Annotated in this window: 20 protein-coding genes; 17 read left to right on the plus strand and 3 right to left on the minus strand. The window is 70.7% G+C overall.

From position 1 onward, the window contains the following. Positions 1 to 146: 146 nt before the first annotated feature. Complete coding sequence (locus AB0C38_RS34825; RefSeq protein WP_360681732.1) at positions 147 to 857, minus strand: alpha/beta hydrolase; 711 nt, start codon at positions 855 to 857, stop codon at positions 147 to 149. Positions 858 to 946: 89 nt separating this feature from the next. Here AB0C38_RS34825 and AB0C38_RS34830 point away from each other — a divergent pair, with 89 nt between their 5' ends. Genes AB0C38_RS34830 through AB0C38_RS34840 form a run of 3 tightly spaced genes read left to right on the plus strand, consistent with a single transcriptional unit; the run spans position 947 to position 5,928 of the window. Then, positions 947 to 2,116 carry an acetoin utilization protein AcuC gene (locus AB0C38_RS34830; RefSeq protein WP_360681733.1) on the plus strand — a complete coding sequence of 390 codons (1,170 nt, stop codon included), beginning with the start codon at positions 947 to 949 and terminating at the stop codon, positions 2,114 to 2,116. Between the two features lie 2 nt (positions 2,117 to 2,118). After that, positions 2,119 to 4,800, plus strand: coding sequence for a GNAT family N-acetyltransferase (locus AB0C38_RS34835; RefSeq protein ID WP_360681735.1), 2,682 nt, complete (start codon positions 2,119 to 2,121; stop codon positions 4,798 to 4,800). Positions 4,801 to 4,803: 3 nt separating this feature from the next. Continuing rightward, positions 4,804 to 5,928 (plus strand): serine hydrolase domain-containing protein, encoded by a 1,125-nt coding sequence (locus AB0C38_RS34840; RefSeq protein ID WP_360681737.1) that lies wholly within the window; start codon positions 4,804 to 4,806, stop codon positions 5,926 to 5,928. A 112-nt stretch (positions 5,929 to 6,040) separates the two neighbouring features. Here AB0C38_RS34840 and AB0C38_RS34845 read toward each other — a convergent pair whose 3' ends face one another. Next, positions 6,041 to 7,063, minus strand: a complete 1,023-nt coding sequence (locus AB0C38_RS34845) for an acyl-CoA dehydrogenase family protein (RefSeq protein ID WP_360681739.1) — start codon at positions 7,061 to 7,063, stop codon at positions 6,041 to 6,043. Positions 7,064 to 7,073: 10 nt separating this feature from the next. Further along, positions 7,074 to 8,234, minus strand: coding sequence for an acyl-CoA dehydrogenase family protein (locus AB0C38_RS34850; RefSeq protein ID WP_360681741.1), 1,161 nt, complete (start codon positions 8,232 to 8,234; stop codon positions 7,074 to 7,076). Between the two features lie 70 nt (positions 8,235 to 8,304). Between AB0C38_RS34850 and AB0C38_RS34855 the strand changes: the two genes are divergently transcribed. The 14 genes from AB0C38_RS34855 (at position 8,305) to AB0C38_RS34920 (ending at position 21,431) form a co-directional block, all read left to right on the plus strand. Beyond that, entirely contained in the window at positions 8,305 to 8,496 is a 192-nt protein-coding gene (locus AB0C38_RS34855) for a ferredoxin (RefSeq protein WP_360681742.1), read from the plus strand. Between the two features lie 82 nt (positions 8,497 to 8,578). Beyond that, on the plus strand, positions 8,579 to 9,436 hold the full coding sequence (locus AB0C38_RS34860) for a 3-oxoacyl-ACP reductase (protein WP_360681744.1): 858 nt from the start codon (positions 8,579 to 8,581) through the stop codon (positions 9,434 to 9,436). Beyond that, positions 9,433 to 10,197: a glucose 1-dehydrogenase gene (locus AB0C38_RS34865; RefSeq protein ID WP_360681745.1), complete on the plus strand. Its 765-nt coding sequence runs from the start codon at positions 9,433 to 9,435 to the stop codon at positions 10,195 to 10,197. The genes AB0C38_RS34860 and AB0C38_RS34865 overlap by 4 nt, the downstream gene beginning before the upstream one ends. 95 nt (positions 10,198 to 10,292) lie before the next feature. Continuing rightward, positions 10,293 to 11,081, plus strand: coding sequence for an ABC transporter permease (locus AB0C38_RS34870; protein WP_155542112.1), 789 nt, complete (start codon positions 10,293 to 10,295; stop codon positions 11,079 to 11,081). Then, positions 11,081 to 11,929: an ABC transporter permease gene (locus AB0C38_RS34875; protein WP_360681747.1), complete on the plus strand. Its 849-nt coding sequence runs from the start codon at positions 11,081 to 11,083 to the stop codon at positions 11,927 to 11,929. The genes AB0C38_RS34870 and AB0C38_RS34875 overlap by 1 nt, the downstream gene beginning before the upstream one ends. Next, positions 11,926 to 13,248, plus strand: coding sequence for an MCE family protein (locus AB0C38_RS34880; protein WP_360681748.1), 1,323 nt, complete (start codon positions 11,926 to 11,928; stop codon positions 13,246 to 13,248). The genes AB0C38_RS34875 and AB0C38_RS34880 overlap by 4 nt, the downstream gene beginning before the upstream one ends. Beyond that, positions 13,245 to 14,282, plus strand: a complete 1,038-nt coding sequence (locus AB0C38_RS34885) for an MlaD family protein (protein ID WP_360681753.1) — start codon at positions 13,245 to 13,247, stop codon at positions 14,280 to 14,282. The genes AB0C38_RS34880 and AB0C38_RS34885 overlap by 4 nt, the downstream gene beginning before the upstream one ends. Further along, positions 14,279 to 15,310 carry an MCE family protein gene (locus tag AB0C38_RS34890; RefSeq protein WP_360681755.1) on the plus strand — a complete coding sequence of 344 codons (1,032 nt, stop codon included), beginning with the start codon at positions 14,279 to 14,281 and terminating at the stop codon, positions 15,308 to 15,310. Before AB0C38_RS34885 ends, AB0C38_RS34890 begins: the two co-directional genes overlap by 4 nt. Further along, on the plus strand, positions 15,307 to 16,500 hold the full coding sequence (locus AB0C38_RS34895) for an MCE family protein (RefSeq protein ID WP_360681757.1): 1,194 nt from the start codon (positions 15,307 to 15,309) through the stop codon (positions 16,498 to 16,500). Before AB0C38_RS34890 ends, AB0C38_RS34895 begins: the two co-directional genes overlap by 4 nt. Then, a complete protein-coding gene (locus AB0C38_RS34900; RefSeq protein ID WP_360681759.1) occupies positions 16,497 to 17,651 on the plus strand; it encodes an MCE family protein in 1,155 nt (384 codons plus the stop codon). Before AB0C38_RS34895 ends, AB0C38_RS34900 begins: the two co-directional genes overlap by 4 nt. Then, a complete protein-coding gene (locus AB0C38_RS34905; protein ID WP_360681761.1) occupies positions 17,648 to 18,883 on the plus strand; it encodes an MCE family protein in 1,236 nt (411 codons plus the stop codon). The genes AB0C38_RS34900 and AB0C38_RS34905 overlap by 4 nt, the downstream gene beginning before the upstream one ends. Further along, positions 18,880 to 19,362 carry a hypothetical protein gene (locus AB0C38_RS34910; protein WP_360681763.1) on the plus strand — a complete coding sequence of 161 codons (483 nt, stop codon included), beginning with the start codon at positions 18,880 to 18,882 and terminating at the stop codon, positions 19,360 to 19,362. Before AB0C38_RS34905 ends, AB0C38_RS34910 begins: the two co-directional genes overlap by 4 nt. Further along, the gene (locus tag AB0C38_RS34915; RefSeq protein WP_360681765.1) at positions 19,359 to 19,841 is read left to right on the plus strand and encodes a hypothetical protein; all 483 of its coding nucleotides are present in this window, start codon (positions 19,359 to 19,361) and stop codon (positions 19,839 to 19,841) included. Before AB0C38_RS34910 ends, AB0C38_RS34915 begins: the two co-directional genes overlap by 4 nt. Positions 19,842 to 20,027: 186 nt before the next feature. Then, positions 20,028 to 21,431: a DUF222 domain-containing protein gene (locus AB0C38_RS34920; RefSeq protein ID WP_360681766.1), complete on the plus strand. Its 1,404-nt coding sequence runs from the start codon at positions 20,028 to 20,030 to the stop codon at positions 21,429 to 21,431. Positions 21,432 to 21,732: the final 301 nt, after the last annotated feature.

A 21,732-nucleotide genomic window follows, 5' to 3' on the forward strand; every position in this document is an offset into this window, starting at 1 on the left:
AACCCGGGTTGCCTCGGGGTGCGCAGCAGCCTTTCCCGGCTGAGCGGGAGCCGAGGGAGCCAGCCGGGCACCGGTGGTCGCAGGCCTCGCCCTCGGTCCGGCACCCGGGCGCACCCAAGCGGCGGGAAGCCGGGCCGGGCGCCCGATCAGCCGCCCAAAACCGGCGCCAGGAGCGAGACCACCAGGTCCGGGTCCTCCAGATGCACGTCGTGGCCCGTGTCGGTCTCCTGCAACCGGAACGTCGGCACCTCCGTGGCGGTCCGGCGCAGCTCGGCGAGCGTCCACCTCTCGTACGCGCGCCACGGCTCCTGCGCGTCCTCCGGCAGCAAGCCCGCCATCGAGTGCGTCCCGCGGGTGACCACCAGCGGACCTCGGGCGCGCCGGTACGCCGCGAACAGGTCCAGTGCGTCGATCGCCCGCAGCACGCCCCGGAAGTCCTCGTCGAGGCCGGCGGCCATGGTGTCCAACGCCGTCCGGACCGCCACGTGGCCCGCCAAAGGGTCAGCCAAGCCCGCGTAGTGGGCCGGGGACGTCGGGTTGCCGTGGCCGTCCAGGTTGATCGCCAGCGGGCAGTCGGCGATCCCGGACCAGAGCGTCGCCACCATGCCGCCCAGTGAATGGCCCACCACCACCGGCCGGTCCAGCGACAGGCCGGAGACGACCCCGGCGACGTCGGCGAGGGCCAGGTCCCACGTCCAGGGTGCCGCGGGGGTCGAGCCGTGGCCGCGCAGGTCGGCCGTCACCGGGCGGGCGCCCAGCGCGCGGAGCCGGGCGACCACGGGGTCCCAGTCGGAGCTGTCGCGGCCGCCGCCGTGGAGGAGGACCACCGCGGGCCCGGAACCGCCGTGGTCGGTCACGTGAAGAGGCGAGGAGATCACTCGCGCAGCGAAACAGGCACGCCGCTTCCGGTCCACGGATTTCCGGGATCGGCACTAGAGTCGGTCGCATGTCGCCGGCTGTTGTTTGGGACTCCGCCCTGCTGGGTTACGACCTGGGCGGGGACCATCCGTTCAACCCCGTCCGGCTGGAGCTCACCGTCCGGCTGGCCACCGAGCTCGGCGTGCTCGACGACGTCGAGCTGCTCGTCCCCACCAGCGCCGGCGACGAAGAGCTGCTCCGGATCCACGCTCCCGAGTACCTCGCCGCCGTGCGGGAGGCGCCGCTCGTCGGGTGGGACGTCGGGCACGGGCTGGGCACCGCCGACAACCCCGTCTTCACCGACATGCACGACGCCTCCGCGCTGGTCGTCGGCTCGACGCTGCTGGCCGCCCGGAAGATCGCCGAAGGCGAGGCGACGCGGGCCGTCAACATCGCCGGCGGCCTGCACCACGCCATGCGGGACCAGGCGTCCGGGTTCTGCGTCTACAACGACTGCGCGGTCGCCATCTCGTGGCTGCTGGACCACGGCTTCGAGCGGATCGCCTACATCGACACCGACGTCCACCACGGCGACGGCGTCCAGGCCGCCTTCTACGACGACCCGCGCGTCCTCACCATCTCGATGCACCAGCACCCCTTCACGCTCTGGCCGGGCACCGGCTACTCCGCCGAGACGGGCCGCGGGAAGGCCGACGGCACCGCGGTCAACGTGCCGCTGCCGCCGCGCACGCGGGACCCCGGCTGGCTGCGCGCCTTCACCGCCGTCGTCCCTTCGCTCCTGGCCGACTTCGAGCCGCAGCTGCTGTTCACCCAGTGCGGCGTCGACTCGCACGAGGAAGACCCCCTCGCGGACCTCTCGCTGTCCGTCGACGGGCACCGCACCATCTACGCCACCCTCCGCGACCTCGCCGAGACCTACGCGGGCGGCAAGTGGATCGCCGTCGGCGGGGGCGGGTACCAGCTGATCCGGGTCGTCCCGCGGTCGTGGACGCACCTGATCGCCACCGTCCTCGACCGGGACGTCGCCCCCTCGACGCCGCTACCGCCCGGCTGGGTCTCCACTGTCAGCAAGGCCGCGCCGCACGCCGAGCTGCCCACGGCGATGACCGACGACCGCGAAACCGAGTTCAAGCCGTGGGGCGACGGCGAGGACGACCCGGTCGACGTCGCCGTCCGGGACACCCGCCGGGCCGTCTTCCCCTTGCACGGCCTCGACCCGGACGACCCCAGGGACTGACGATGGCCGGCCGGGACCCCTTCGACTACCCCCGTGACTGGGAGGCCGACGTCGTGCTGTCCGACGGCGGCACCGTCCACCTGCGCCCGGTCGTCCCCACCGACGCCGACGGCCTCGTCGCCTTCCACGGCAAGCTGTCCGAGCGCACGCGGTACTTCCGCTACTTCGGCGCCTACCCGCGGATCCCCGAGAAGGACCTGAAGCGGTTCTCCACGGTCGACCACCACGACCGGGTCGCGTTCGCCGCCTTCCTGGGCGACGACATCGTCGCGGTCGGCCGGTACGAACGGCTCGACCACGGGCCGTCGGCGGAGGTCGCCTTCGTCGTCAGCGACGCGCACCAGGGCCGCGGCGTCGGCTCGATCCTCCTGGAACACCTCGCCGCGGCCGCGGCGGAGTGCGGGCTGCGCCGATTCGTCGCCGAGGTGCTCGCCGAGAACGCCGCCATGGTGCGGGTCTTCCGCGACGCCGGCTACCAGGTCAGCCGCGAGTTCGAGGAAGGCGTGCTGCACCTGGAGTTCGACATCGACCCGACCGAGGAGTCCCTCGCGGTCGCGCGCTCCCGGGAGCAGGCCGCCGAGGCGCGCAGCGTGCACAACCTGCTGCACCCGACGTCGGTCGCGGTGATCGGCGCGTCCGCCGAGCCGGGCAAGGTCGGCCACGTCGCCTTCGTGAACCTGCTGGCCGCCGCGTTCACCGGCACCGTCTACCCGGTCAACCCGGAGCACCACTCGATCCGCGGCGTCCGCGCGTACCCGTCGGTGCTCGAGATCCCGGACCAGGTCGACCTGGCGCTGGTCGCGGTGCCCGCCGAGGCCGTCGAGTCCGTTTTGGACGCTTGCCTGGCGAAGGGCGTCAAGACGCTGCTGATCGTCTCCGGCGGGTTCGGCGAGGCCGGTCCGCACGGTCTGCACGCCGAGCTGCGGCTGGTCGGCGAGGCGCGGGCGCACGGCATGCGCGTCGTCGGCCCGAACGCGCTCGGCGTGCTGAACACCGCGCCCGGCGTCCGGCTCAACGCCACCCTCGCCCCGCGCCTGCCCGTACGCGGGCGCACTGGGTTCTTCTGCCAGTCCGGTGCGCTCGGCACCGCGATCCTGGCCGACGCCGAGTCGCGCGGCCTCGGGCTGTCGACGTTCGTCTCGGCCGGCAACCGCGCCGACGTCTCGGGCAACGACCTGCTCCAGTACTGGGAAACCGACCCGGACACCGACCTCGTCCTGCTGTACCTGGAGTCCTTCGGCAACCCGCGCAAGTTCGCGCGGCTGGCCAGGAGGCTGGCGCGGACGAAGCCAATCGTCGCGGTGAAGTCGGGGCGGCACGCGGTCCGCCCGCAGCTGGCTGCGACGTCGACGGAGATCGACGAGGCCAGCGTCCAGGCGCTGTTCGAGCAGGCCGGTGTCGTCCGGGTCGAGTCGCTGGCTCAGCTGTTCGACACCGCGCTCGTGTTCGCCCACCAGCCGCTGCCCGCCGGGCCGCGGGTCGCGATCGTCGGCAACTCCAGCGCGATCGGGCTGCTGGCCGCCGACACCGCGCGGATGCAGGGCCTGCGGCTGGCGTTCGACCCGGTGGACGTCGGCCCGCAGGCCGGGCCGGACGACTTCGCCAAGGCGGTCGGCGAGGCGCTCACCTCGCCGGACACCGACGCGCTGGTCGTCGTGTTCGCGCCGCCGGTGGCGATCCCCGGCACGTCGTACGCGCGTGCCTTGCGCGAAACCGTGGTCGAACTGGGGCAGCGCAAGCCGATCGTCTCGACGTTCCTCGCCGCCGAGGGCGTGCCGGACGAGCTGGCCGTCCTCTCCGAAGACGGCGTCCCGACGCGCGGCTCGATCCCGTCGTACCCGAGCCCGGAACGCGCGGTGACCGCTCTTGCCCGGGTCATCCGGTACGCGGCGTGGCGGCAGCGCCCGCAGGGCACGCTCGTGACGCCGGGCGGGATCCACACCGAGCAGGCGCAGGTGATCGTCCGCGAGCTCCTGGAAAGCGAGAACGGCCGGACGACGCTGCTCTCGGACACCGACGTCGTGCGGTTGCTGGGCTGCTACGGCATCGACGTCGTCCCGTTCCGCGTCGCGTCCACTGTGGACGAAGCCGTCGCGGCGGCGGCCGAGCTGGGCCACCCGGTGACGCTCAAGGCCGTCGACGAGCGGCTGCGCGGCCGGCCCGACCTGGCCGGGGTGCGGCTCGACCTGTCGTCCGAGGACGCTGTGCGCACCGCCTACGAAACGCTGCGCGAGATCTCCGGCGACGACGACGTGTACGTCCAGCGGATGGCCCCGAAGGGTCTGTCGTGCGTGATCGGGCTGCAGGACGACCCGTCGTTCGGCACGCTCGTGTCGTTCGGGCTGTCCGGGCTGGTCAGCACGCTGCTGGGCGATCGTGCCTACCGGGCGGTGCCGCTCACCGACATGGACGCGGCCACGCTGCTGCGTGAGCCGCGGACGGCGCCGCTGCTCACCGGCTACCGCGGCGACGAGCCCGCCGACCTCGCCGCCCTGCAGGACATGGTGCTGCGCGTCGCCGCGCTGGCCGAGGACAACCCGGAGGTGCGGTCGCTGGTGCTCGACCCGATCCTGGCGTCGCCGGACGGCGCCTTCGTCGCCAACGCCCGTCTCGTACTGGGGCCGCCGCCGTCGCGGCCCGACACCGGCCCGCGGCGCCTGCGCGCCATCAACCCCCAGGACTGAACCTTGCTGACTGAACTGCTGACCCGGCACGCCGCCGACCTGCCCGGCGCGGTCGCCCTCGTCGCGCGCGGCGACCAGGTCGAGGTGGCCGTGGTGGGCTCGGCCGACGTCGGGGGCACCGTGCCGATGGCGCGGGACTCGCTGTTCCGCATCGCGTCGCTGACCAAGCCGATCGTCGCCGCGGCGGTCATGCTGCTCGTCGACGACGGCGAGCTCGCGCTGGACGACCCGATCGCGCGGTGGCTGCCGGAGCTGGCGGCGCCGATGGTCGTGCGGACGCCGGCCGGGCCGGTCGACGACGTCGTGCCCGCCGTCCGCCCGATCACGGTGGCCGACCTGCTCACCTTCCGCTGCGGGTACGGTTTCGCGGCGGACATGACGCTGCCCGCGGTCGACCTGCTGCTGCAGGTGCTGGGCCACCCGGTGGCGCCGCCGCGGAACCTGTCGCCGGACGAGTGGATGGCCGCGCTGGCGCAGGTGCCGCTGCTGCACCAGCCGGGGGAGGGGTGGCTCTACGGCACCGGTTCGAGCATCCAGGGCGTGCTGATCGCGCGGGTGTCGGGCCGGCCGCTGCCGGAGTTCCTGGCGGAGCGGCTGTTCGAGCCGCTGGGCATGGCCGACACCGGGTTCTCCGTGCCGACCCCGGCGCTGGGCCGGTTCACCAGCGCGTACCGGCCCGGCGAGGCGGGGCTGCGGCTGATCGACGCGCCGGAGGGCCAGTGGAGCGTCCCGCCGCAGTTCCCGTCCGGCGCGGCAGGCCTGGTTTCGACGGCCGACGACCTGCTCGCGTTCGGGCGGTTCCTGCTGGCCGAGGGCGCGGTGGGCGACCACCGGCTGCTGACGCCGGAGTCGGTGCGCCGGATGACCACCGACCACCTGACGCCGGCTCAGCGCGAGGCCGGCCGGATGTTCCTGGACGGCCAGGGCTGGGGCTACGGCGGTTCGGTCGACGTCGAGGCGAGGGATCCGTGGCACGTGCCCGGCCGGTACGGCTGGATCGGCGGCGCGGGAACGGCCTGGCACGTGCTCCCGGCGACGGGCACGGTCACGGTCCTGCTGACGCAGGTCGAGATGACGAGCCCGGAGCCGACCCGCCTTATGCGCGAGTTCTGGGCCCACACGGCCTGACCCGGAGGGTCGGCTCACGTACCTGGAGGGTCGGCTCACGTACCTGAAGGGTCGGTTCGCGTACCTGGAGGGTCGGCCAGCGAGCCGACTGTCCGGGTACGCGAGCCGACTGTCAGGGTTCGACCGCGAGGAGGTCGCCGAGGGCCAGGAGCTGCGGGGTCGCCGAGCCCAGCAGGAACTCCAGGCGTTTCGCCGCCGTGAAGTACCGGTGCACGACGTGGTCGACGTCGATGCCGACGCCGCCGTGGACGTGGACCGTCGTGTGGGCCACCCGGTGGCCCGCCTCCGCCGCCCAGAACTTGGCCGTCGCCACCGCTTCCGCCGACGGGAGGCCCGACGCCAGCCGCCACGCCGCCTGCAGCGACGTCAGCCGCACCGCTTCCACGTCGACGTACGCGTCCGCGAGGCGCTGGCGGACCGCCTGGAACCCGCCGATGACGTGGTCGAACTGCTTCCGCTCCGCCGCGTACGCCGCGGTCAGCTCCAGCGCCCGATCGAGGACGCCGAGCTGCTGCGCGCACGCCCCGGCAGTCCCGCGCAGGCGCAGCCATTCGCCGATGTCGCCCAGCGAAACGCCGGGCACCTCGGACAGTTCCAGCAGACCGGCGTCCGCGTGGTCGGTCGTCTGCTGCGGCCGCACCGTCACTCCGGGCGCCGAAGCGTCGACCAGGAAGACCTCGTCGGAAGCGGCCACGAGGAAGCCGTGGGCGAACGCGCCGAAGGCGACCGCGGACTGGGAGCCCGAGAGCACTCCCGCCGAAGCGGTGAAGCCGGACAGGGCCACCGCTAGAACGCGTTCTCCTCGCAGCACCGGCAGCACCCAGCGGTCCACCAGCTCCGGCGTGCCGAACTCGGCCACCGCCGACGCCGCCATCGTGATCGACGGCAGGTAGGGGACCGCCGCCACCGCGCGGCCGATCTCGGTCAGCACCGCGCACTGCTCCAGCAGGCCGAACCCGCCGCCGCCCAGCGAAGACGGCAGGGCCGCGTCGAGCACGCCCGCCTGCCCGAGGGCCGTCCACAGTGGAGCGTCGAAGCCGCCGGTGCCGTGCGGGTCGTGGGTGACCTTGTCGGTGAGGATCCGCCGGGTCAGCGCGGCCAGGTCGGCCGACGCCTCGGAAAGGGTGAAGTCCATGGGCTGGCTCCTAGCGCGTGACGGGCAGGCCGAGGGCGGTCGCGGCGATCATGTCCCGCTGGATCTCGTTGGTGCCGCCGCCGAAGGTGAGGATCAGCGCGGAGCGGTGCAGCCGCTCGATCCGCCCGGCCAGCAGCGCGCCCGGCGAGCCGTCGCGGACGACGGCGGCCGCGCCCAGCACCTCCATCAGCAGCCGGTAGGCCTCGATCGCGAACTCCGTGCCGTACACCTTCGTCGCCGACGCGTCGGCCGGGCCCAGCTCGCTCGCCGCGGCCGCCCAGGCGATCCGCCAGTTCCGCAGCTTCAGGTACTCCGCGCCGGCGTGCACCCGCGCGAGGTGCAGCCGCACCCATTCCTGGTCGATGGCGCCGGTCTCCTTCGCCCACGCCAGGACGTCGGCGAGCGCCTTGCGGACGGGCGCCGACGACGTCAGCGCGACGCGCTCGTGGTTGAGCTGGTTGGTGATCAGCGGCCAGCCCGCGTTCTCCTCGGCGACGCGCGCGGACACCGGCACGCGCACGCCGTCGTAGTACGTCGCGCTGGTGCCGGCGCCCGCGACCGTGCGCACCTTGGTCCACGAAAACCCGGGAGCCGACGTCGGCACGATCAGCATCGACAGGCCGCGGTGCTTCTTCGCGTCGGGGTCGGTCCGGACGGCGAGCCAGACGTAGTCGGCGTACTCGATCAGGCTGGTCCACATCTTCTGCCCGGTGACGACGTACTCGTCGCCGTCGCGCACCGCCCGCGTCCGCAGGGACGCGAGGTCGGTGCCGGCCTCGGGTTCGGAGTAGCCGATCGAGAAGTGCAGCTCGCCGGCGGCGATCTTCGGCAGGTAGAACGCCTTCTGCTCGTCGGTGCCGTACCGCATGATGGTCGGCCCGACGGTGTTCACCGTGAGGAACGGGACCGGGACCCCGGCGACGGCCGCTTCGTCGGTGAAGATGAGCTGGTCGAGCATCGGCCGGCCCTGCCCGCCGTACTCCTCCGGCCAGCCGAGCGCCAGCCAGCCGTCCTTGCCCAGCTGCCGGACGATCTCCTTGTACGCCAAGCCGTCGCCGTACTCGTCGCCCGCGCGGAGGCTTCCCCGCCGCTCGGGCGTCATCAGCTCGGCGAAGTACTCCCGGAGCTCCGCGGCCAGTGCCCGCTGCTCCGGTGTGTAGTCGATCCGCACCCGTCACCTCGATCCGGCGTTATAGTAGAACCTGTTCTAGTTGTACCAGGACTCACGCGGCGGAGGAAGCATGGAGATCGGCGTCGATCGCTCGCTCTGCGAGGCGAACGCGGTGTGCGTGGGGTTCGCGCCGGACGTCTTCGACCTGGACGACGACGAAGAGCTCGTCATCCAGTCGGGACCGGTTCCGGACGATCGGGTAGAACATGTTACAGATGCTGTGAAAGGTTGCCCGAAGAACGCCCTGTTCATCGCCAGTTAGCGGTGTTCACTCAAAGGCTTGCTCTCGACGAGAACAGATTCTAGTGTAGGCCCGATCACAGGACTCGATGAGGAGGCCGCGCGTGAGCCTGACCGGCAGGACAGCGATCGTCACGGGCGCCGCCGCGGGCTTGGGACGGGCCGAAGCGCTCGCCCTGGCCGGGCAGGGTGCCACTGTCGTCGTCAACGACATCGGTGAGCCGAAGGACGTCGTCGAAGAGATCGAAGCCGCTGGTGGCAAGGCCGTCGCGGTCGCCGGCGACGTGGGGGAGCGGGCCACCGCGGACGCCCTCCTGGCCGCCGCGCTCGACCTCGGCGGGCTCGACATCGTCGTGAACAACGCGGGCGTGCTGCGCGACAAGATGCTCTTCTCGATGTCCGACGACGACTGGGACACCGTGCTCCGCGTCCACCTGCGCGGTCACTTCCTGTTGTCCCGCAACGCGGCGAAGTACTGGCGGGACCAGTCCAAAGCGGACGGGAAGCCGGTGTACGGGCGCCTGGTCAACACGGCGTCCGAAGCCTTCCTCATCGGCTCGCCCGGCCAGCCCAACTACGCCGCGGCGAAGGCCGGCATCACCGCGCTCACCATGTCGGCCGCCCGCGGCCTGGCCAAGTACGGCGTCCGCGCCAACGCGATCTGCCCTCGCGCGCGGACGGCGATGACCGAGGGCGTGTTCGGCGCGGCTCCCGCCGAGGGCGCCGACCCGCTCTCGGTCGAGCACGTCGCCCCCTTCGTCGCCTACCTCGCCTCGCCCGCGGCCGAGCACGTCAACGGCCAGGTGTTCGTGGTCCACGGCGGCACGGTCGCCCTCGTCGAAGCGCCGCGGATCGAGCAGCGGTGGTCCCTCGACGAGCTCGAGACGTCGGTCAGCGCGTTCTTCGCCGAGCGCGACCCCGGCCGGATGTTCGCCGCCACCGAGATCCTGGGAGAGTCATGAGGCTGGACGGGAAGATCGCCCTGATCACCGGGGCCGCCCGCGGACAGGGCGCGGCCGCCGCGCGCGCGTTCGTCGCCGAGGGCGCGAAGGTGCTGGTCGCCGACATCCTCGACGACGAGGGCAAGCAGCTCGCCGCCGAGCTCGGGGAGCAGGCCGTCTACCAGCACCTCGACGTCGGCGACGAGGACGGCTGGGTCATCGCCCTCGAGCGGGTCACCGCCGAGTTCGGCGCGCCGAACGTGCTGGTCAACAACGCGGGGATCCTCCATTTCTCGGAACTGGGCAAGACGAAGCTGGCCGATTACGAGCGCGTGATCCGGGTGAACCAGATCGGGGCGTTTCTCGGGATGCGCTCGGTCGTTGAACCGATGACCGCCGCCGGCGGTGGCTCCATCGTCAACGTGTCCTCTGTGGAGGGTCTGGCCGGGATGCCCTACCTCGTCGCCTACACCGCGAGCAAGTTCGCGATCCGCGGGATGACCAAGGTCGCGGCGATGGAGCTCGGCAAGAAGCACATCCGGGTCAACTCGGTCCACCCCGGCGCGATCGACACGCAGATGGTCGAGACCGCCGCCGGCGGGCAGAAAGTCGACATGTCGTACGTCGGGAAGAAGGTCGCGCTCGGGCGCGTCGGACAACCCGAGGACGTCGCGAAACTGGTGCTGTTCCTCGCCAGTGACGAAAGCGCCTACTGCACGGGAGCGGAGTTCGTCGCGGACGGCGGCGCCACGGCGTCGCACGCCCTCAACCTCAGCTTCTGAAGCTTCTGACCGAGATCAGTTAACACCGCTAACGAAAAGCGGACACCGGGTGTGGAGAAGACTCGGGGGTTGGTGACGACGTACTGGGAGGTGTGGTGAGCGAGAGCACGGGCACGCTCCCGGGAACCGCGGCCCTGACCCAGGTCGGGCGTCTCGCGACGCTCTCGTGGGAGGTCCTGCGCGCGATCTTCAAGCGCCCCTTCCAGACCCGCGAGTGGATCCAGCAGTGCTGGTTCTTCGCGAGCGTCACGATCCTGCCGACCGCGCTGGTGGCCATCCCGTTCGGCGCGGTGATCGCGTTGCAGCTCGGCTCGCTGACCGCGCAGATCGGCGCGCAGTCCTTCACCGGCGCGGCCAGCGCGCTGGCCATCGTGCAGCAGGCCAGCCCGCTGATCACCGCGTTGCTGGTCGCGGGCGCCGGCGGCAGCGCGGTCTGCGCGGACATCGGCGCACGCAAGATCCGCGAAGAGATCGACGCCATGGAGGTCCTCGGCGTCAACCCGATCCAGCGCCTCATCGTGCCGCGCGTGCTCGCCGCGATGGTCGTTTCGGTGCTGCTCAACGGCTTGGTCAGCGTCGTCGGCGTGCTGGGCGGCTACTTCTTCAACGTCGTCCTGCAAGGTGGCACGCCCGGCGCGTACCTGGCCAGCTTCAACGCGCTGGCGCAGGTGCCGGACCTCTGGGTCAGCGAGATCAAGGCGCTCCTCTACGGCTTCGTCGCCGGGGTGGTCGCGGCGTTCCGCGGGCTGAACCCGCCGCCCGGGCCGAAGGGCGTCGGCGACGCCGTCAACCAGGCCGTCGTCATCACGTTCCTGCTGCTGTTCCTGATCAACGTCGTGCTGACCGCGATCTACCTGCGCATCGTCCCGCCGAAGGCCATGTGATGACGGCGGAACCCGTGGACCACGACCGGACGCTCGAGTACATCGCGCGTCCGGGCCAGAGCCTGGAGGGGCTGGGCAAGCAGCTCGCCTTCGCCGCGAAAGCGCTCGCCTGGTCGCCGCGCACGATCCGCCGCTACGGCCGGGAAACGCTGCGGCTGCTCACCGAGGTCTGCTTCGGCACCGGCGGCCTCGCCGTCATCGGCGGCACGCTCGGCGTGATGATCGGGATGACGCTGTTCACCGGTCTCATCGTCGGCCTCCAGGGCTACTCCGCGCTGAACCAGCTCGGCACGGCCGCGCTCACCGGGTTCATCTCCGCCTACTTCAACACCCGCGAGGTCGCGCCGCTCTCGGCCGGGCTCGCCCTGAGCGCGACCGTCGGCTGCGGGTTCACCGCGCAGCTCGGCGCGATGCGGATCTCCGAGGAGATCGACGCGCTCGAAGTCATGGGCGTGCCGAGCATGCCGTACCTGGTGACGACGCGGGTGCTCGCCGGCGTCGCCGCGGTGATCCCGCTGTACGCGGTCGGCCTGCTCTCGAGCTACCTCGCGTCCCGGCAGATCACCATCTGGCTCTACGGCCAGTCCGCGGGCACCTACGACCACTACTTCACGCTCTTCTTGCCTCCCGGCGACGTCCTGTGGTCGTTCGGGAAGGTGATCGTGTTCAGCGTGCTCGTGATCCTGTCCCATTGTTATTACGGCTTCAACGCCAGCGGCGGCCCGGCCGGGGTCGGCGTGGCGGTCGGGCGCGCGGTGCGGACGTCGATCGTGCTGATCTCGGTGCTGGACTTCTTCCTCAGCCTGGCGATCTGGGGCGCCAACACCACGGTGAGGATCTCCGGATGAGGAAGGCACTCTGGCAGCGGCTCCGGTACCAGGTGCTGGGGCTCGCTTTCCTGCTCGTCGCCGCGTTGTTCATCGCGTTCACGCTCGCGGTCTACAACAAGGCCTTCACGCCGGTGACGCTGGTGAAGCTGGAGACCGACCGCGTCGGCAGCCAACTGCGCACCGGCGGCGACGTCAAGGTCCGCGGCATGCTCGTCGGCGAGGTCCGGTCGGTGCTGGCGAAGGGCGACCACGCCGAGCTGGAGCTGGCCCTCGACCCGGACCTGACGCACGTGATCCCGAGGAACGTCTCGGCGCGGCTGCTGCCGAAGACGCTGTTCGGCGAGCGGTACGTCTCACTGCAGCTGCCCGAGTCGTCGCAGGGCCCGATCGAGGCAGGCGACGTCATCCCGCAGGACCGCAGCAGCACCGCGATCGAGCTGCAGAAGGTGCTCGACGACGTGATGCCGCTGCTGCAGGCCGTCCAGCCGGAAAAGCTGTCGAGCACGCTGACCGCGGTGTCGACCGCGCTCGAGGGCCGCGGAAAGCAGCTCGGCCAGACCCTCGTGCAGCTGAGCGACTACCTCGGCAAGCTCAACCCGTCGCTGCCGGACGTCAAGGCCGACATCACCGGGCTCGCGAACGTCGCGAACACCTACGACAAGGCGGCGCCGGACCTGCTGCAGGCGCTGTCCGACCTGACGACGACGAGCCGGACGATCGTCGACCAGCGCGCCCAGCTGACCGACCTCTACGCCACCGTCACCGCGGCTTCGGTGGACCTGACGAGCTTCCTGCAGGTCAACAAGGACAACCTGATCCGGCTCACCACGGCGGTCCAGCCGACGCTGGACGTGCTCGCCAAGTACGCGCCCGAGTACCCGTGCCTGCTCGAACAGCTCGCCGGCGAGGTCGCGCCGGCCGAGCTGGCGTTCGGCAAGGGCACCGCGCACCCCGAGGTCAGCCGGGTCACCATCGAGTTCGCCGCCAGCCGCGGCAAGTACCTGCCCGGCGTCGACGAGCCGAAGTACGAGGACAAGCGCGGGCCGCGGTGCTACCCGCAGGTCCCGAAGCCCGGGATCTGGCCGCAGTACCCGCCGGACGGCGCGATCAAGGACGGGTCCAGCAAGCCCGCGCCGCCGAAGTCGCCGTCCGGTGAGCTGCCCGCCGGTGGTGGTGCCATCGGCGGCGACGGCTCGATCGTCGGCTCGTCCTACGAGCGGGACCTGATCGACCTGCTCGCCTCGCCCGCGCTCGGAACGTCGCCCGGCGACGTGCCCGGCTGGGCGGGCCTGCTCGTCGGGCCGCTCTACCGCGGAGCGGAGGTGGAGCTGAAATGAGGAGCTTCCTCCCGTCGTTGATCAAGCTCGGCGTGTTCGCCGTCGTCACCGTGCTGCTCACCGGCGTCCTCGCGGCCACCATCGCGAACACCAACTTCGGCGACACGTCCGGTTACCTGGCGAAGTTCACCGACGCGTCCGGCCTCAAGGAAGGCGACGACGTCCGCATCGCCGGGGTCAAGGTCGGCCAGGTCGACGCCATCGAGGTCGTCGAGGGCGAGCGGAACCTCGCCGAGGTGCGCTTCGACGTCGAGCACGCCTACCGGCTGCCGGAGACGGTGACCGCGACGATCAAGTACCGCAACCTCGTCGGCCAGCGCTACCTCGCGCTCGGCACCGACGTCCCGGGCCAGAAGACGCTCGCCGAGGGCGGCACGATCCCGCCCGAGCGCACCAAGCCCGCGCTGAACCTCACCGTGCTGTTCAACGGGTTCAAGCCGCTGTTCAAGGCACTGAGCCCGAAGGACGTCAACCAGCTCTCGGCCGAGATCATCAGCGTCTTCCAGGGCGAGGGCGGCACGATCACCAGCCTGCTGCAGCACACCGCGTCGCTCACCACCGCGATCGCGAGCAAGGACCAGGTGATCGGGCAGGTCATCGCGAACCTCAACACCGTGCTCGGCACGGTCAACGCCCACGGCCCGCAGCTCGGCGACCTCATCGAGCAGACGCAGAAGCTCGTCAGCGGGCTGGCCGAGCAGCGCAAACCGATCGGCGACGCGGTCAGCGCGCTCGGCGACCTCGCGGTGTCCACGACGGGCCTGCTCGCCGACGCGCGCCCGGCGCTGAAGGACGACGTCGCGCAGCTCGGTGTGCTGTCGCAGAACCTCGGCGACTCCGGCGTGCTGCTCAACCACCTGCTCGAAGTGCTGCCGGGCAACCTGCAGAAGTTCACCCGGACCCTGTCCTACGGCAGCTGGTTCAACTACTACCTGTGCGGGATCACCGGCACCATCGGCATTTCCTCGCTCGACATCACCCTGCCGATCATCCCGATCCCCGGCACGCAACGCGCGGAGAGGTGTGGTCCGTGAAACGGCTGAAGGATCGCAACCAGGCCGCGGTCGGCGCGGTGACGCTCGTGCTGATCGTGCTCGTCACAGCCACGACGTACTTCTCCGACCAGCTCCCGTTCTTCGGCAACGGCACGACGTACTCGGCGTACTTCGGCGAGTCCGCCGGGCTCGCGCCGGACAACGAGGTCGAGGTCGCCGGCGTCAAGGTCGGCACGGTGTCCTCGGTGGCGCTGGCCGGCAAGCAGGTGCTCGTGCGCTTCCGCGTCAAGGACGTCCGGGTCGGCGACGCGACGACGGCGTCGATCGAGATCAAGACGCTGCTGGGGGAGAAGTACCTCGCGCTCGACCCGAAGGGCGGCGGCGCCCAGGAACCGGACGCGACGATCCCGCAGGCCCGCACGCGCACGCCGTTCCAGCTGCAGGACGCCTTCGAACAGCTGTCGACGACCGTCGGCGACATCGACACGAAGCAGCTCGCGGACAGCTTCACCGCGTTGTCCGACAGCCTCAAGGACAGCCCGCAGTACCTCAAGGACACGCTGACCGGCCTGTCTTCGCTGGCCAAGACCGTGTCCTCCCGCGACAACGACCTGCACACGCTGCTGGCCAACACGAGCCAGGTGTCGAAGACGCTGTCCGACCGCAACGCGCAGCTGCAACGCGTGATCAGCGACGGCAACCTGCTGCTCACCGAGCTGCAGAACCGCAAGACCGCGATCCACGCGCTGCTCACCGGCACCCAGCAGCTCTCACAGCAGCTGTCCGGGCTCGTCGCGGACAACCGCGCGCAGCTCAAGCCGACGCTGGACAAACTGAGCAAGGTGACCGACATCCTGCAGCGCAACCAGGGCAACCTCGACCAGAGCCTCAAGCTGATGGCGCCGTTCGCCCGCGTCGGCGCGAACGCCACCGGCAACGGCCGCTGGTTCGAGGGCTACCTGTGCGGGCTGCTGCCGCCGACGATCACCGCCGGCGGGCTGCACATCAACCCCGAAGGCTGCACCCCGCCGATCGCGGCGCCGAACCAGGGGGTGGGCGGCCGATGACCATCCGGACCTATCGCGGGCGCAGCCTGGTGACGTGGCTGGCCTTCGCCTGCATCGTCGCGCTGGTCGTCACCGCCGGGCTGTGGCTGGTGTTCCGCGCCTCTACCGGCACGACGTTTTCGGCGTACTTCGGCAAGACCGTCGGGCTCTACGCGGGCTCGTCGGTGCGGGTGCTCGGCGTGCCGGTCGGGCGGGTCACCGACGTCACGCCGCAAGGTGACGCGGTGCGCGTCGACATGCAGGTCGACGAGGTGCAGCTGCCGGCCGGCGTCGGCGCGGTCGTCGTCGCGCCGAGCCTGGTCAGCGACCGGTACGTCCAGCTGACCCCGGCCTACGACAGCGGACCGACGCTGGCCACCGGCACGGTGCTGGCGAAGGACCGGACGGCGACACCGGTGGAGCTGGACGACCTGTACTCCAGCCTGGACAAGCTGTCTACGGCGCTGGGACCCAACGGGGCCAACAAGGACGGCGCGCTGTCCGGCGTCCTGGACACCGCCGCCGACGCGTTGAAGGGCAACGGTGCTTCGCTGAACTCGACGGTCGGGCAGCTCGCCGACCTCGCCAAGACCCTCGACGGCTCGAAGGACGACCTGTTCTCGACCGTCCAGAACCTGAACTCCTTCACCGGTGCGCTGGCCCAGAGCGACCAGCAGCTCAACGAGTTCTACGGGCGCGTTGCCGACGTCAGCCAGTTCCTCGCCGCCGACTCTTCCGACGTCGGGGCCGCGCTGCAGTCGCTCGGCGGGGCACTCGGCGACGTCCAGCAGTTCGTCAACGACAACAAGGGCGCGCTGGAGTCCAATGTGGACAAGCTGGCGTCGCTGTCGAAGGTCCTGGTCGACCAGCGGGCCTCGCTCGCCGAGGTCCTCGACATCGCGCCGACCGGCGCGACCAACTTCATCAACTCCTACGACGCCGCGTCGGGCACGATCGCCGTCCGCGACAACCTGAACGAGCTGACCAACCCGCCGATCCTCACCGTGTGTCGGCTGATCAGCGCGGGCACGCCGAAGGAAATCCCGGACACGCTGGGGAACATCTGCAAGCAGCTCGCGCCGGTGCTGGACGGCGTGCTGAAGCTGCCGACGATCCCGCAGGTGCTCAACTCCCTGCAGAACGGCGAGCTCCCGCCGCTGCCGCTCCCGCTCGTCGACGTGATGGAGCAGCTCGCGGGGGGTGCGAAGTGAAGCGGCTCGCGGGAGTGCTCGCCGGGGTGCTCGTGCTGGCGGCCTGCAGCGACGGCGGGTTCAACGGCCTCTACGGCACGCCGCTGCCGGGCGGCGCGGACGTCGGCGACCACCCGTACCACGTCAGCGCGCTGTTCACCGACGTGCTCGACCTGGTGCCGCAGTCCAGCGTCAAGGTCAACGACGTCGCGGTCGGGCGGGTCGACAAGATCACGCTGACGCCGGACACGCGGTCCGCGCTGGTCGCGATGACCGTCAACGGCGACATCGCACTGCCCGCGAACGCCCGTGCCGAGCTGAAGCAGTCTTCACTGCTGGGCGAGAAGTTCGTCGAGCTGAGCGTGCCGACCGCCGAGCAGGCCACCGGGAAGCTGGGCGACGGCGCGCAGATCCCGCTCGGGCGCACCAACCGCAACCCCGAGGTCGAGGAGGTTCTCGGCGCGCTTTCCCTGCTGCTCAACGGCGGCGGCGTCGAGCAGATCCAGAAGATCAGCCACGAGCTGAACGACGCGCTGTCGGGCAACGAGCCGGAGATCCGCGCCCTGCTGTCGCGAGTGGACGAACTGGCGACCCAGCTCGACGGGCACCGGACCGAGATCCTGCGCGCGATCGACGGGCTCGGGAAGCTGTCCCATACCTTGACCGGCCAGACGCAGAATCTTTCCAACGCGCTCGACAACCTCGCGCCGGGTCTGAAGATCGTCACCGACCAGCGTGACCAGCTCGTCGGCATGCTGAACGCGCTGAACACGCTTTCCGGCGTCGCGGTGGACACGGTCACGAAGAGCCGCGACCAGCTCGTCGCGAACCTCAAGGCGTTGCAGCCGACGCTGACCAAGCTCGGCGAGGCCGGTTCCGACCTGCCGAACGCGCTGCAGATCCTGCTCACGTACCCGTTCCCGGACTATGCGGGCAACGTGATCAAGGGCGACTACGCGAACGTCGAAGCGAACGTGAACCTCGACCTGGACACGCTGATCCAGAACTTCACGAACTCTTCCCAGCCGCCGATCGCGCTGCCTTCCGGCATCGGCGGCCAGTCGTCCACCGTCGCGCCGCCCTTGCCGTTGCCGGACCTGGGTTCCTCCGGGCAGACCGGCGGCACCGGGCTGCTGGGCGGCCTGCTCGGCCTGATCGGGGGCGGCAAGTGACCACGCGCAAGATCCGCATCCAGCTGCTCGCGTTCGTCGTCATCGCGGTGGTGTCGGTCGTTTACGCGGGCGGCCGGTACGCCGGGCTGGACCGGCTCTTCGGCAACCGCGGGTACGTCGTCACCGCGCAGCTGACCGACTCCGGCGGCATCTTCGTCAACTCCGAGGTCGCCTACCGCGGGGTCACGGTCGGCCGCGTGACCGGCTTGACGCTGACCGAGCACGGCGTCGACGTCGCGCTCGACATCGACTCCGGCGCCCCGGACATCCCGGCCGACGCGCACGCGCAGGTGGCGAACCGGTCGGCGGTGGGGGAGCAGTTCGTCGACCTCCTGCCCTTGCACAACGGCGGTCCGTTCTTGGCGGACGGGTCCGTGATCACGGCGGACAAGACGTCGCTGCCGCCGTCGCCGGACACCGTGCTCACGCACCTCGACGACCTGGTCGCGAGCGTGCACCCGGATTCTCTGCGGACGGTCGTCGACGAGACGTACAACGCGTTCGCCGGCGCGGGGCCGGAACTGCAGCAGCTCCTGGACAGCACGAGTTCGCTGACATCCGTGGCCACGCAGTACATCCCGGAAACGCAAGGCCTGCTGGCGAATTCGCGGGTCGTGCTGGACACGCAGGAACGCCAGGCCGCGAACATCACCGACTTCGCTTCCGGGTTGAAGACGATCGCGGGTCAGCTCAAGACGTCCGACCCGGACCTGCGGCGGGTGATCGCGCAGGCGCCGCAGCTGAGCCGGCAGATCAGCGACGTGCTCGCGGCTTCGGGGACCGACCTGGGCGTGCTGTTCGCGAACCTGCTGACGACCGCGCAGATCACGACGTCGCGCAAGGACGCGATCGAGGAACTGCTGGTGGCGTACCCGATCATCTCGGCGTTCTCGCCGTCGACGTCCCCGGACGGCACCGGGCACCTGGGCGTGGTGCTGAACTTCTTCGACCCGGCTTCGTGCACGAAGGGCTACGAAGGGACGAAGCAGCGTCCGGCGAACGACGAGACCGAGGCGCCGGTGAACATGAGCGCGTACTGCGCCGAGCCGCCGGGCAGCCCGACCGGGGTGCGCGGGTCGCAGAACGCGCCGTACGCGGGCAAGCCGCCGGCGATTCCGGCCGCGCCTTCGCAGAGCACGTCGGCGCCCGCGCAGGCCCAGCTGCCGGGGATGCTGAGCCTCCTGACCGGGCCGTCGGCGGGTGGGCTGGGCAAGCTGCTGGGCGCGCCGTGAAGGTTCTGATCGTGGCCGCGGTGCTTTCCTTGCTGGCGGCCGGTTTCACGGGCTACTCGTGGTGGCGGGCCGCTTCGGACGACTCGGCCGCTCGTGGCCGGGAGCGCGACGCGGTGCTGGCGGCGGCGGGCCCGGAGCTGGTCACGTTGAACACGATCGACTACCGCTCGGCGGGCGCGGACGTGGACCGCTGGATCGCGGCAACGGCCGGGCAGTACGGCAAGGACCTCGCGGGCGATCGTCAGGTGCAGATCGACCGGGCCACTACGGCGCGCACTGTTTCCTCCGCCTCGTTGGTCCAGGCCGCGGTGACGGAGATCGACGTTTCACGCGGGACGGCGCGTCTGCTGGCGGTGCTGGACGTGCGGGTCTCGACGAGCGGAGGAGCGGTTTCGCCTCGCCTGAACCGGTTGACGGTCGACGTTTCGCGCGCCGACTCCGGCTGGAAGATCGCAGGAGTCCAGGCGGCGGGCTCATGACCCGGGTGCTGGCTTTGGTCGTGGCGCTGGCCCTGGGCTGCGCGGTGTGGTTCGGCATCGAGACGGCTTCCCTTTCCCCGGGCGACAACCAGGCGTTGGTCGACACTGCGGCGACTGCTTCTGTTTCGTCCGAAGTGAGTGACGCGGTGAAGGCGGTTTTCTCGTACGACTACGGGAACCTGGCCCGCACTGAGCGGGCGGCTTCCGAGGTGTTGACCGGCGATGCGGTCCGGCAGTATCAGGCCCAGTTCGCTTCGGCGCGTACGCGGGCTACGGCGGAGAAGCTGGTGCGGACGACGACTGTGCGGGCTGTGGGGGTGCGGACTTTGGTGGGTGACGACGCTTCGCTGTTGTTGTTCCTGGATCAGCAGACTGTCACTCAGGGCGGGGGAGCGCCGTCGTCTTCCGTGGCTCAGCTTGCCGTGACGGCCAAGCGGATGGATGGTCACTGGAAACTTGCTACGCTCACGGCGCTTTAGGGCTTTCAGGTCCCTCAGTTTTCAAGATACGGCTTCGCCGGGGCGTGGGAAATCGGCGCTTCTTGTTGTTGCTTGCCGCTCGGTGCGGGAGCGCCGATTCCCCACGCAACGGTGCCCCTGCCGAACTCATAGTGGATCACCCTGTCGTGTGATGACCGTGCGTTCGACTGCCGGTAATCTTGGTGCGTGGACAGCGAAACGGTGTGGAAAGCAGATGCGGTGGCCTTGGCTGACCGTGTCTCCGCGCTGCTCACTGTTGTGCGGTCTGCCGAGGCCGAGATCGGTTCGCTGCTGGTGGAAATCGAGTCGCGCGGTGTGATGGAGTTGTTCGGATACCGGTCTGTAGCACGACTCTTCGAGCACCTCGCCGATATTCCCAAGCCCGCCGCCGAGGCTGTGGTGAAGCGAGCCCGGGCCCTCACTCCTGCTTGCAACCTCGACGGTAGTCCCATCCCCGCAGTTGCTCCCGTCACCGGTGTCGCCGCCGCGGATGGTCGGTTGAGCACCCCGATGATCGACACGATCGTTGGTGTAGTGACTCAACTTTCGCCCGAGCATCGCGACGAGGCCGAGCAGCACCTCCTGACCTTCGCCGAAGATGCTGGGCACAAGCAGGTCGCCGCATTGGGCGCGCGCATTGTGGCCCACCTCGATCCCGACGGCGCCGAGCCCGACGAGGCCGAACCGGCCACCCCCAGCCGCGAACTGTCGTTGCGTCGCAAGAGAACCGGATTCTGGGAGTTGAACGGCCGCTTCGACGATGAAACCGGCGCCAGAGCCAGCGCCCTGCTGGACTCGTTGGCCCAACGCCGCACAACCGACGAGGGCCCGGACTTGCGTTCGCCGCAGGAACGCTACGGCGACGCGTTCTCTGACGCGATCGACCTGGCCTTCAACTCCCCGGACCTGCCGATGCAGGCCGGCGAACGAGCCCACGTGATGATCGCAGTTTCGTTGGCGGACTTGAAGTCAGGCACCGGCGACACCGGCACCCCACCCGAGCCGGCTGTCGGTCAGCACGCCCTCGGCAGCGCCGGCACTATGCCCAAGACCGGCGGCTGGAGCACTCTCGGTGACCTCGGCGCTGTACCCAAGGCCAGCGGCGGTCGGAGTGCCCTCGGCGGCACCGGCACCATGCCCAAGGCCGGTGCCGGTCGGGCCGCCCTCGGCGACCTCGGCACGATCTCCGCAGCCGAAGCCCGGATCCACGCCTGCGACTGCATGCTCATCCCCGCGGTGCTGGGCACCAAGAGCGAGCCTCTCGACATCGGCCGCCAACGCCGCCTGGTCTCAACCCCACTCCGGCGAGCGCTCTACCTACGCGACCGCGGCTGCGCCTTCCCAGGCTGCCACCGCCCGCCTCGGCATTGCCAGGGTCACCACATCCGCCACTGGGCCGACGGTGGCCCCACCGAGCTGGGCAACCTGGTCCTGATGTGCGCTCACCATCACCGGCTGCTGCACCGCTCGGGCTGGCAAGTCCGCATCGCCGCCGACGGCCTCCCCGAATTCCTGCCACCGGCCTTCCTGGACAAACGCCGAAGACCCAGGCGCAACAACCTCCACCAACCACTGCCGTTCGCGGCGTGAACAACCGCACACGGGAAAGGCCCGCAGCCACCGGCTCCGGGCCTACACCCACGCCCGGATCCGCGGCAGGCAAGTCCGCCAACGCCTCGGTCCAGGCCGCGCCATCGCCGGAGCGCGGCCACGGCGCCCGACCGGATCGGCAGGCTCAGGGATCACCGCAGTGATCGCACGGGCGCACAGATGCCCGCGGATCGTCCTGGAGGAGCAAGCCATGTCACCGCGCACACAGGCGGGCGGGGTCCGAGCCCGACCGCTCCCCGAGCGAGCGAGCCACCAGCGCGACCCGACCCCGCCGGCCCGG

Origin of the sequence: Amycolatopsis sp. NPDC048633 (genome assembly GCF_040650695.1) — a bacterium.
GTDB lineage: Bacteria > Actinomycetota > Actinomycetes > Mycobacteriales > Pseudonocardiaceae > Amycolatopsis.